Below are 11,662 nucleotides of genomic sequence, written 5' to 3'. Positions count from 1 at the left end.
ACCGGGACGGGCGGGCCGTCCGCGGCGGCGGATGCCGCGGCGGCCGGGGCGTACTGCGGCGGGTGCGGCGGCATCGGCGGTGCGCTCGACGCGGACGCCGGCTCGGGCTGCGGCGCGGCCGGTACGGTGCGGCGGCGCGGGTGGCGGTAGTCCACCGGGCCGGCCGGCGGCGCTTCGGCGGGGGCGGGCACGGTGGGCGCCGCGGAGGTCGTGTGCGCCGCGGGCGAGGTGGGCGACGTGGGCGTGGCGGGCGTGGCGGGCGAGGTGGGCGCTGGGGGCGCGTCCACCGAACGGGACTGCTCGCGCTCCACCGCGTCGTGGATCTCCCGCGCGACCGCGCGGGCGTCGGGCACGCCCTGGTCGAGCAGCAGCGCGGGCAGCCCGCCGTCGTACCCCTGGCCGACCGCGCGGACCTTCCAGGTGCCCTGGCGCCGGTAGAGCTCGACGGCGAGCAGGGCGGTCTCGCGGCCCAGGCCGGTGAGGGTGTAGCCGGCGATGGCGGTGCCGTCGGGGTCGGTCACGGCCACCTGCGGGGCCGGCGCGGCACCGAAGTCCGCGGGGGCGCCGGCGCGGCCGACGGGCAGCGCCAGCAGGACGTGCACGCGGTGCACGTCCTGCGGCATGGCGCCCAGGTCCACGGCGAGGCGGTGCTCGGCGGCGGCCTGCCGGGGCACCTCGACACCCGGAAGCTGCGGAGCGCCGGGGTGGGCCAGCCACTCCCGCCCGGCCGCCGGGCCCGACCGGCCGTCGCCGCTGTCCGGCCCGAAGGCCCGGCCCTCCGCGTCGCCCAGGGTGACCGCGGCCACCACCGGGGTCCCCGCCGACACCCGGATCTCCAGCCGGTTGCCGGGCAGCGGATGGTTCTGCCCCCGGACCAGTTCGGCCGTCATGCCAGCCGCCCCCTGCTTTTCGTTGTCGTGCGTGTCCGTCTGCACGCCGTGGCCCGGTCGCCCGGACCACGGCCCCACCCTGCTACAGGGCGGGCAGTATCGCCGGGATCAGGTCCTGGAACGTCCGGCCGTTGGCCGCGGTGCCGATCGCGGTCATCGACCAACCGGTGTTGCCGCGCTGCACCTTGGCCATGATCTGCGCGGTGTACGGGCCGCCGCCGGTGAGGGTGTAGCGGGCCAGCTCCTGGCCGTTGCTCTCGTCCACCAGGCGGCAGAACGCGTTCTGCACCTCGGCGAAGGTCTGGCCGGTGAAGGAGTTCACCGTGAAGACGATCTGGTCGACGTGCACCGGGACCCGCTGGAGGTCGACGATGATCGACTCGTCGTCGCCGCCCTGGCCCGCGCCGCCGACGAGGTTGTCGCCGGTGTGCCGGACCGAGCCGTCGTCACTGGTGAGGTGGCGGAAGAACACCACGTCGACCGGCTGCTTGTCGGCGAAGAGGACCGCGGAGGCGTCGAGGTCGATCTCCCGCGTGCGGCTGCCGAACAGACCCCGGCGCGGCGCAGCCTGCCAGCCCAGCCCCATCCTGACCGCGGTCAGCGTCCCCCCGTCGGCCTTGCTCAGGCTGATCTTCTGCCCCTTGGTCATGTTGACCGTCACGCGCTGTCCCCTCTCACCCGTTGTGTTCCGACTGCTTCGTGCGCTTCATCCGCGGCTCTGGCACGGAAAAGCCGTGCCCGCACCCTAACAAGACGCCGCCGGACGGTATCCCGGTTCGTCAGCCCGGAATTCCGATTGTCCGCCCGCCCCCTCACGGTGCTGACGCGCTTGCCCGACCAGGGCCACCGCGACGCAACATCCGCGGGCGCGGCCCGCGTTACGCGATGCCCGCCTCGCGCATCTGCCGCAGCTCCTTCTTCAGGTCGCCCAGCTCGTCCCTCAGCCGGGCCGCCACCTCGAACTTCAGCTCGCCGGCCGCGGTGTGCATCTGCTCGGTGAGTTGGGCGATGAGATCGGCGAGTTCCTCGGCGGGCATCGCCGCCCCCGTCCGCTTCTCGCCGGCCTTGCCGGCCAGCGCCGGCACCGGCGCCTTGCCGCGCGAGCGCTGCCGCCCGGAGCCCAGCAGCTCCTGCGTGTCGGCCTCCTCGCGCGCGTAGGCGTCCAGGATGCCGGCGATCTTCTTGCGCAACGGCTGCGGGTCGATGCCGCGCTCGGTGTTGTACGCGATCTGCTTCTCCCGGCGGCGGTTGGTCTCGTCGATGGCCTTCGCCATCGCCGGGGTGATCCGGTCGGCGTACATGTGCACCTGGCCGGAGACGTTACGGGCGGCGCGGCCGATGGTCTGGATGAGGGAGGTGCCCGACCGCAGGAAGCCCTCCTTGTCCGCGTCGAGGATCGCCACGAGCGAGACCTCGGGCAGGTCCAGGCCCTCACGCAGCAGGTTGATGCCGACCAGGACGTCGAACTCGCCGGCGCGCAGCTCCTGGAGCAGCTCCATCCGGCGCAGCGTGTCGATGTCGCTGTGCAGGTACCGCACCTGCACGCCCAGCTCCAGCAGGTAGTCGGTGAGGTCCTCGGCCATCTTCTTGGTGAGGGTGGTGACCAGCACCCGCTCGTCCTTCTCCGCGCGCACCCGGATCTCGTGCACCAGGTCGTCGATCTGGCCCTCGGTGGGCTTGACCACGACCTCGGGGTCGATCAGCCCGGTCGGCCGGATGATCTGCTCCACCACGCCGTCGCCGCGGGAGAGTTCGTACGGCCCAGGGGTGGCCGACAGGTAGACCTTCTGGCCGACCCGGGTCAGGAACTCCTCCCACTTCAGCGGGCGGTTGTCCAGCGCGGAGGGCAGCCGGAAGCCGTGGTCGACGAGGGTGCGCTTGCGGGACGCGTCGCCTTCGTACATCGCGCCGATCTGCGGCACCGTGTTGTGCGACTCGTCGATGACCAGCAGGAAGTCCTCGGGGAAGTAGTCGATGAGGGTGTCCGGGGCGGAGCCGGGGCCGCGGCCGTCGATGTGCCGGGAGTAGTTCTCGATGCCGGAGCAGGTGCCGATCTGCCGCATCATCTCGATGTCGTACGTGGTGCGCATCCGCAGCCGCTGGGCCTCCAGGAGCTTGCCCTGCTTCTCCAGCAGGGCGAGCTGGCCCTCCAGCTCCTGCTCGATCCCGGCGATGGCCCGCTCCATGCGCTCGGGTCCCGCGACGTAGTGCGTCGCGGGGAAGACGTAGACCTGCTCGTCCTCGGTGATGACCTCGCCGGTGAGCGGGTGCAGCGTGTAGAGCGCCTCGATCTCGTCGCCGAACATCTCGATGCGGACGGCCAGCTGCTCGTAGACCGGGAAGATCTCGACGGTGTCGCCGCGGACCCGGAAGGTGCCGCGGGTGAACGCCAGGTCGTTGCGCGTGTACTGGATGTCGACGAACTTGCGCAGCAGCCGGTCGCGGTCGATCACGTCGCCGACCTTGAGCCGGACCATCCGGTCGATGTACTCCTGCGGGGTGCCCAGGCCGTAGATGCACGAGACGGAGGCAACCACGACGACGTCCCTGCGGGTGAGCAGCGAGTTCGTCGCCGAGTGGCGAAGCCGCTCCACCTCTTCGTTGATCGACGAGTCCTTCTCGATGTAGGTGTCCGTCTGCGGGACGTACGCCTCCGGCTGGTAGTAGTCGTAGTACGACACGAAGTACTCGACCGCGTTGTTCGGCAGGAGCTCGCGGAACTCGTTGGCGAGCTGGGCGGCCAGCGTCTTGTTCGGGGCCATCACCAGGGTGGGGCGCTGGAGCCGCTCGATCATCCACGCGGTGGTCGCCGACTTGCCCGTGCCGGTGGCGCCGAGCAGCACCACGTCCTGTTCGTCGGCGCGGATACGGCGCTCGAGGTCCTCGATCGCCGCCGGCTGGTCGCCGCTGGGCTGGAAGGGGCTGACGACCTCGAAAGGTGCCACAGTGCGTTCGATGTCTGAAACGGGCCGCATGACACCACCGTACGGCGCCCCTGTGACAATCACGGTCCCGCTCGCCCCGCCCACCTCACGAAACGGCTTTGACCTGCGGTTTCCATGGTGGCGGCGGTGAGGCCGGGGGCGTTGTCGGACCCTGCGTCTAGCGTGGTGGGCATGGACGAGGTGGCGTGGGTGGTGCGGGACACGGCGGTGGGGCCGCTGATGGCGGCGTGGAGCGGTCAGGGGCTGGTGCTGGTGGCGTTCAGGGCGGGGCCGGCGACCGTGGCGCGGGAGGTGGGCGCGCTGGAGCGGCGGCTGGAGTGCGCTGTGGTGGAGGACCCGGAGCGGCTGGCACCGGTGACGGAGCAGCTGGACGCGTACTTCGCGGGGGAGCTGAAGGAGTTCGATCTTGCGCTGGACTGGTCGCTGACCACCGGTTTCAACCGGCGGGTGCTGCGGGAGCTGGCGACGGGCGTGCCGTACGGCGCGGTGGTGGGCTATCAGGACCTCGCCGACCGGGTGGGCGAGCCGGGCGCGGCGCGGGCGGTGGGTGCGGCGATGGGGGCGAATCCGCTGCCGGTGGTGGTGCCCTGCCACCGGGTGGTGGAGAGCGACGGCGGCATAGGCGGCTTCGGCGGCGGCCTGGAGATCAAGCGGACGCTGCTGGCGCTGGAAGGGGTGCTCCCCGCTCCGCTGTTCTGACGGCATCCCGGCGGGTCGGCGGACCGGTGGGTGCGCGCGCTGCCCCGCTTCCGGCGGGTCGGTGGGCCGGCCCTGCGGACCGGGTGCCGGTGCGCCCGGGTGGGCCCGGCTGCGCCCGCCGGGCGAAGCGTGCCCGGGAACGGCCCGTTCGGTCCGATCTATTGACATGCCCCCGCCTCCTCCCCAGGATCACTCATCGGATGTATACCCATTCGCGATGGGCCAATCCCCAGGGCACTGAGGAGGGCGCATGACCACGTTCCCACGACGCCAGGTACTCGGAATGGCAGCGGGCGCAGCCGTGGGCACCACACTGATCTCCGCAGGAAGCGCGGCGGCCGACACCGCCGACACCACAGCATCGCAGGCCACTTCGAATACGTGGGGGACCGTGCCGGACGCGGTACAGGTCCCGCTGGACGCCTGGTTCGACAACGACGGCATCGACACCGCGGCCGCCCGCGGCGGGGACTTCGACGGCTCCGGCTACTCCTTCCCCGGCGAGGAGCTGCCGTCAGGGACAGCAGTCGTCGGAGGGGTGAGCTTTCGCTTTCCCTCGTCCGCGGCCGGCGCCAAGAACAACATCGTGGCGAACGGGCAGCGCGTCGACCTCCCGCCCGGCGGGTACCTGTTCGCCTCGTTCCTCGTCTCGTGCAGCTACGGCGCGACCTCGGGCACCGCGACCGTGCACTACGCGGACGGCAGCACGTCCACCGCCGCGCTCGGCGGCGGCGACTGGTACTCCGGTGGCGGTGCGTTGACCACGACCTTCCGCTACTCCCCCGACGGCACCGACCCGCACCCGGTCTCCATGAGCGTCAGCGAGCTGTGGACGGACCCGACGCGGCAGGCCGTCGGTGTCACCCTGCCCTCCACCGGGCCGGCCCAGGCCGGCACCTCCGCGCTGCACGTCTTCGCGCTCTCCCTGCAGCCGGCCGCCACCGGCCGCGCGCTGACCATCCGCTCGGCCGCCTCCACCAACTCGCTGACCGGCCCGCACGGCACCCAGAGCGTCGAGGCCACCGTGCTCAACGCCGGCACCGTGTGGGTCCGGCCCACCGACGCGCTCTCGGTGGACGTCGCGGTCGACAGCGGCTCCGCCGGCGCCCGTACGATCGCCCCCGCCGCGGTGCCGTTCCTCGGGCCCGGCGAGCAGGCACGGCTGCGGATCGGCATCCGCAACGCGCCGGGGACCGCGCCCGGCACCGCCGCCACGGGCACCGTGCGGGTCACCGGCCGCGGCCGGACCGCCGCCGCCCGTAGCACCCCGCTGATCCTCGGCACCCCCGACTACCAGCCCACCGACGCGTCGCTCGACACCCACCAGGCCCCGTACTGGTTCAGCGACGCCAAGTTCGGCATCTTCATCCACTGGGGCGTCTACTCGGTGCCGGCCTGGTCGCCGGTCGGCGGCTCGTACGCCGAGTGGTACTGGAACTCGATGCAGACCACCGGCGACCCGGTGAACGCCTACCACGCGCAGACCTACGGCGAGGACTTCGCGTACGACGACTTCATCCCGATGTTCACCGCGAGCCGGTTCAACCCCCGTTCCTGGGTGGAGCTGTTCCAGGACGCGGGCGCCGAGTACTACGTGCTGACCTCCAAGCACCACGAGGGCTTCGCGCTGTGGGACACCAAGGTCTCCGACCGCAACGCGGTCCGGATGGGACCCCACCGCGACCTGGTCGACGCGCTGTTCACCGCGTCGCGCACGTACACCCCGCGGCTGCACAACGGCCTGTACTTCTCGATGCCCGAGTGGTTCAACCCGGACAGCCCGTGGATGGGCCACGCCCCGCGCAACCCGTACACCCTGGAGCCGGTGCCGTACACCGGCTACACCGCGGGGAAGGACTTCGTCGCGGACTACCAGGCCCCGCAGATGCGGGAGTTGATCGAGGGCTACGACCCCGACGTCATCTGGTGCGACATCGGCGGCGCCAACGACAGCGACCATGTGCTCGCCGACTACTTCAACCACGCCAAGAACCGGGCGCGTCCGAAGGACGTGACGGTCAACGACCGCTCCGGCATCGCGCCGCACGACTTCACCACGCCGGAGTACACCACCTACGCCAATACGGTGGTGGCGAAGTGGGAGGCCAGCCGCGGCCTGGACCCGCACAGCTACGGCTACAACCGCGCGACCCCCGACGACCAGTACATGACCGCGGAACAGGTCGTGCAGACGCTCGTCGACATCGTCAGCAAGAACGGCAACTTCCTGCTCGACATCGGGCCGAAGGCCGACGGCACCATCCCGTCGGTCATGGAGCAGCGGCTGCGGGAGACCGGCCGGTGGCTGCGGGTCAACGGCGAGTCGGTCTACGGCACGACGTACTGGTCGGCGATGGCGCAGCTCGACGAGCTGCGGTTCAGCGTCAAGCAGGGCGAGGCGTTCTACATCTCCTCGCTGGGCGACCCGGGCAGCAAGCTGGTGGTGCGGGCGCCGGTGCCGATCCGCAAGGGCGACAAGGTGACCATGCTGGGCCATGACCGGCCGCTGGACTGGGAGTTCGACGGCGGCACGCTCACCGTGCAGGTCCCGGCCGCGGCCCGCGCGGCCGGGAGGTACGCCTGGGTGTTCAAGGTCCACTGGTCGCGCTGACCGCGCTGACCGCGCTGACCGCGGCGCGCCGCGGTCCCGGGGCGGCTACGTCCCCGGCCCCCGTCCCCGGTCCCCGTCCCCGGCCCCCGCTCACTCCTCGGAGCTGCGCGGGTCGGGGATCTGCGGGCGGCCCGCGGCCCGGGGCAGTTCGGCCGGGGCGGGTGCGTCGGGCTCGGTGAGCGCGGCGCGCTCGGCCGCGGGATCGGCCTTCGGGCCGGCCCCGGCGGCCTGCTCGCCGGGCGACCCGGCCTCCGCCTCGGCCGGCGCCCCCTGCTCGGCGCCGCCCGTACCGCCGGTGCCCCCGGTGCCGCCCGCCGCCCGGTCGAAGAAGCGCAGCATCTCCACCGGGAACGGCATGACCAGCGTGGAGTTCTTCTCCGCGGCGACCTCCACCACGGTCTGCAGCAGCCGCAGTTGCAGGGCCGACGGGTTGGCGTCCATGGTCTTGGCCGCCTCGGACAGCTTCTGGGACGCCTGGAGCTCACCGTCGGCGGTGATGATGCGCGCCCGCCGCTCCCGATCGGCCTCGGCCTGCCGGGCCATGGACCGCTTCATGGACTCCGGCAGCGCCACATCCTTGATCTCGACCCGGTCGATGTGCACGCCCCACCCGGTGGCGGGGGTGGACAGCATCAACTCCAGCCCCTCGTGCAGCCGCTCCCGCCCCGACAGCAGGTCGTCCAGTTCGCTCTTGCCGATGATCGAACGCAGCGAGGTCTGCGCGACCTGGAGCATCGCGAACTGGTAGTTCTGCACGTCGACCGTGGCCCGGATCGGGTCGATCACCCGGAAGTACAGCACGGCGTCGACCCGCACCGACACGTTGTCGCGGGTGATGCCGTCCTGCGCGGGCACCGGCATGGTGACGACCTGCATGTTCACCTTCGTCATGCGGTCCATGAACGGCACCAGCATGCGCGGGCCCGGCTCCTTGGGCAGCGCGTTGACCCGACCGAAGCGGTAGATCACCCCGCGTTCGTACTGCTTCACCACCTTGACGCTGCTCATCAGCCCGATCACGCCGATGACGGCGAGGATGATCACAAGGACGACGACGGCTTCCATACCCGGGCCCCTCTCGCAGGGCAGTAGGTCAGTTCGCGTCGAAGCGGGCAGCGGCCAGGTAGTCGGGGCGCGGGTCGAGCGCGGCGGCGAGCCGGAAGTGTCGCTGGGCCTCGGCGGAGCGGTTGGCGCGCTCCAGGGTACGGGCGAGCGCGAAGTGCGCGAAGGCGTTGTCGGGTTCCCGTTCGAGAACGATCTGGAACTCCAGCTCGGCCGGGCGCAGTTGGGCCGCGGCGAAGAAGGCGCGGGCGCGCAGCAGGCGGGCCGCGGTGTTCTCCGGGTGGGCGGCGATCACGGGGTCGAGGAGCTTGACGGCACCGCGCGGGTCGCGGGCGGACAGCAGCTGCTCCGCGGCGCGGTAGTCGATGACGAGGGTTTCCGGGGACCGCTCTTGCAAGGCCGCCTCCCTGGAATCGGGCACGGGTGACGAGTGATCGTCTGGTCAGACATACCCAACACAACCGGCGGCAACCGCATTCCCGACGGCATCCCGCCCGGCTCGGCCCGGCCCTTGCCTGCCCGCCCCACCTGCTCGGCCCGGCCCCTATGACCCTTGTCCCGCCGCGCCCCCGCGCCCGCCCCGTACGGCCCTACGCCCCCGCGGACCCGCTCGCGCGTTCCCGCAGCTTCCGCCAGACCTCCCGCACCTGCGGTTCGAGGTTCTCCAGCGGCCCGTCGTTGTCGATCACCAGGTCCGCGATCGCCAGTCGCTCCTCGCGGGTGGCCTGCGCGGCCATCCGGGCGCGGGCCTCCGGTTCGGCCATGCCGCGCTGCCGGACCAGCCGGTCGAGTTGCGTGGCGGGGGCGGCGTCCACGACGACCACCAGGTCGTAGCGCGGGGCGAGGCCGTTCTCGGTGAGCAGGGGGACGTCGTGCACCACGATCGCGTCCGGGCCCGCGGCCTGCTGGAGTTCGGCGGAGCGCTCCGCGACCAGCGGGTGCACGATCGCGTTGAGCGCCTTGCGGCGCTCCTCGTCGGCGAAGACGATCGCGCCGAGCTTCGGGCGGTCCAAGGCGCCGTCCTCGCGCAGTACGCCAGGGCCGAACTCCGCGGCCACCGCGGCCAGTCCGGGCGTGCCGGGTTCGACCACCTCCCGCGCGATGCGGTCGGCGTCCACCACGGTCGCGCCGTACGACCCGAGCAGGCGCGTCACCTCGCTCTTGCCGGCACCGATGCCCCCGGTCAGCCCCACGTTCAGCATGTGCAGAGCTTAACGGGACGGCTCCGGCGCGCGGGCTGCCGGCTCAGCGCCCGTCGTCTTCCTGGTCGGCGAGGAACCGCTCGAACTCGGCGGCCAGGTCGTCCGCGGAGGGCAGGTCCACGGGTTCGGCGATCAGGCTCTCGCGGTTCTGCGAACCGGCCACCGCGTCGTACTGGCTCTCCAAGCCGCGGACGACGGAGACGAGTTCGCCGTCGCCCTCGGCGACCTGGCGGTCGATCTCGACGCGGACGGTGTGGGCCTCGCGGCGCAGCGCGTGCGCCACGTCGGGCAGCACCAGCCCGGTCGCGGCGGTGATGGTCTCCAGGACGGCGAGCGCGGCGTCGGGGTAGGGCGAGCGCGCGAGGTAGTGCGGCACGTGGGCGGCGACGCCGAGGACGTCGCGGCCGGCTTCGGCGAGCCGCAACTCGACCAGGCTGGCGGCGCTGCCGGGGACCTGCGCCTCGTCGAACCAGGCGCGGTGGCCGGGCATCAGGTCCACCCGGTTGCCGTGCGGGGTCAGGCCGACCGGGCGGGTGTGCGGCACGCCCATCGGGATGCCGTGGAAGTTGATGGCCAGTCGGACGCCGAGCCGCTCGATCACCTGGAGCACGGCGGCACTGAAGCGCTCCCACTCCACATCCGGCTCGGAGCCGGTAAGCAGCAGGAACGGCGTGCCGGTGGTGTCCCGCACCAGGTAGAGGTCGATGCAGGGCGCTTCGTACGACGACCAGTGGTCGCGCTCGAAGGTCATCAGCGGGCGGCGCGCGCGGTAGTCGACCAGCCGGTCGGCGTCGAAGCGCACGACGAGCTGGTTGTCGAGCCGGTCCAGCAGGTGCTGCGCGATCTGCTGGCCGGTCTCGCCGGCGTCCATGTAGCCCTCGAAGTAGTAGAGCAGGACGGGCCCGGCGTCGCCGACCGCTTCGTCAACGGCTTCGGCACCGCCCGGTTCGTACGCGTACAGCCCCTGCGGATCGCCCACGGTGATCGTCCTCCCTCGGTCCTCGTCAGCCACAACGAACCGTATCCGCCTGCCATTCCCGCGCACGCGGGCCAACCGGTTTCCGGCCGGGGCCGGTTCCCACCCTTGACCGGCCACCGGACCGCCCCTACGGTCGCGACACGCCGTCGTTGTTCATGATGACGGCCACCGTCCACATACCTGACACGTACCTGAATCCGAAAGGTGTTCGGATGCGAACCCCTGCGCTCCCCCACGCGCTCCCCCACCCGTTCCTCACGCTGTCCGCGACCGGCGCGCTGCTGGCCGTCGGCTGCCTGCTCCCGGCCACCACCGCCGGCGCCGCGGCACCCGCCGCCACCGTCGAGGTCACCACCGCCAAGGAGCTCAAGGCCGCGCTCACCGCGGCCGCTCCCGGCCAGACCATCCACCTCGCCGACGGCACGTACACCGGCAACTTCAAGGCGTACACCCCGGGCACCGCGGACGCCCCGATCACGCTCACCGGCTCCTCCGCCGCGATCCTCAGCTCCTCCGGCGGCTACGGCCTCTACCTGGACGGCGCGAGCTACTGGAACGTGGACGGGCTGACCGTCACCGGCGGCCAGAAGGGCATCGTCACCGACACGGCCGACCACGTGGTGATCGACTCGGTGACCGTGCACGACCTGCAGATGGAGGGCGTGCACTTCCGCACCTCCAGCACGGACGACGTGATCCGGAACTCCCGGATCTACAACACCGGCCTGCAGCGCCCCGGTTACGGCGAGGGCGTCTACGTCGGCACCGCCAACACCCTGGACGACAAGAGCGACCGGGTGCAGATCCTCGACAACGTCATCGGCCCGAACGTCGGCGCCGAGAACATCGACCTCAAGGAGGGCACCACCGGCGGCGTCGTCTCCGGCAACACCTTCGACGGCAGCGGCCTGAGCATGACGAACTACGACGACTCGTGGGTCGACGTCAAAGGCAACGACTACACGATCACCGGCAACCACGGCAGCCGCACCATCAACGACGGCTACCAGACCCACACCCAGCAGCCCGGCTGGGGCTGCGGCACCGTCTTCCGCGCCAACGACTCCGACCTCACCGGCTCGACCGGCGCGAACCAGCTCGCGATCGACGTCACCAACGCGTCGGCCGACTGCCCCACCACCGTCTACGGCTCCAACACCGTCACCGGCGGCAAGGGCCTGACCAACATCGCGGTCACCCCGTAGGCCGGCGGAAACGGCGGTGGGGGGGGCCGCGAGGGGGGGGGGGTGGGGGGGGGCCCCGGGGGGCGGTGT

10 protein-coding genes are annotated in these 11,662 nt (G+C 71.9%); 3 read left to right on the top strand and 7 right to left on the bottom strand.

Annotated elements, in window-relative coordinates; genetic code table 11:
- The 3 genes from AB0399_RS39200 to uvrB form a co-directional block, all read right to left on the bottom strand.
- The coding region (locus AB0399_RS39200) for a TerD family protein (RefSeq protein ID WP_366414538.1) at positions 1-890 on the bottom strand (890 nt) is incomplete at its 3' end.
- A gap of 82 nt (positions 891-972) precedes the next feature.
- On the bottom strand, positions 973-1,551 hold the full coding sequence (locus tag AB0399_RS39195; protein ID WP_366414537.1) for a TerD family protein: 579 nt from the start codon (positions 1,549-1,551) through the stop codon (positions 973-975).
- A 217-nt stretch (positions 1,552-1,768) separates the two neighbouring features.
- A complete protein-coding gene (gene uvrB / locus AB0399_RS39190; RefSeq protein ID WP_366414536.1) occupies positions 1,769-3,865 on the bottom strand; it encodes an excinuclease ABC subunit UvrB in 2,097 nt (698 codons plus the stop codon).
- Between the two features lie 141 nt (positions 3,866-4,006).
- On the opposite strand from uvrB, the gene AB0399_RS39185 reads away from it, so the two are divergent.
- Positions 4,007-4,534 carry a methylated-DNA--[protein]-cysteine S-methyltransferase gene (locus tag AB0399_RS39185; protein ID WP_366414535.1) on the top strand — a complete coding sequence of 176 codons (528 nt, stop codon included), beginning with the start codon at positions 4,007-4,009 and terminating at the stop codon, positions 4,532-4,534.
- 283 nt (positions 4,535-4,817) lie between these two features.
- Positions 4,818-7,145: an alpha-L-fucosidase gene (locus AB0399_RS39180; RefSeq protein ID WP_366414534.1), complete on the top strand. Its 2,328-nt coding sequence runs from the start codon at positions 4,818-4,820 to the stop codon at positions 7,143-7,145.
- Between the two features lie 90 nt (positions 7,146-7,235).
- Here the strand turns inward: AB0399_RS39180 and AB0399_RS39175 are convergent, their stop codons facing one another.
- From AB0399_RS39175 to AB0399_RS39160, 4 genes are all read right to left on the bottom strand, one after another.
- Entirely contained in the window at positions 7,236-8,210 is a 975-nt protein-coding gene (locus tag AB0399_RS39175) for an SPFH domain-containing protein (protein ID WP_366414533.1), read from the bottom strand.
- Positions 8,211-8,238: 28 nt separating this feature from the next.
- Positions 8,239-8,604: a tetratricopeptide repeat protein gene (locus tag AB0399_RS39170; RefSeq protein ID WP_328462821.1), complete on the bottom strand. Its 366-nt coding sequence runs from the start codon at positions 8,602-8,604 to the stop codon at positions 8,239-8,241.
- A 193-nt stretch (positions 8,605-8,797) separates the two neighbouring features.
- The gene (gene coaE, locus AB0399_RS39165; RefSeq protein WP_366414532.1) at positions 8,798-9,409 is read right to left on the bottom strand and encodes a dephospho-CoA kinase; all 612 of its coding nucleotides are present in this window, start codon (positions 9,407-9,409) and stop codon (positions 8,798-8,800) included.
- A 43-nt stretch (positions 9,410-9,452) separates the two neighbouring features.
- On the bottom strand, positions 9,453-10,388 hold the full coding sequence (locus AB0399_RS39160) for a PAC2 family protein (protein ID WP_328462825.1): 936 nt from the start codon (positions 10,386-10,388) through the stop codon (positions 9,453-9,455).
- Between the two features lie 212 nt (positions 10,389-10,600).
- Here AB0399_RS39160 and AB0399_RS39155 point away from each other — a divergent pair, with 212 nt between their 5' ends.
- Entirely contained in the window at positions 10,601-11,593 is a 993-nt protein-coding gene (locus AB0399_RS39155; protein ID WP_366414531.1) for a right-handed parallel beta-helix repeat-containing protein, read from the top strand.
- Positions 11,594-11,662 lie beyond the last annotated feature (69 nt).

The sequence above is a fragment of the Streptomyces sp. NPDC088194 genome (assembly GCF_040702025.1).
Lineage (GTDB): Bacteria > Actinomycetota > Actinomycetes > Streptomycetales > Streptomycetaceae > Actinacidiphila.
Note: the sequence above shows the minus strand (reverse complement) of the source record. Positions and strands in the feature narration are given on the sequence as shown.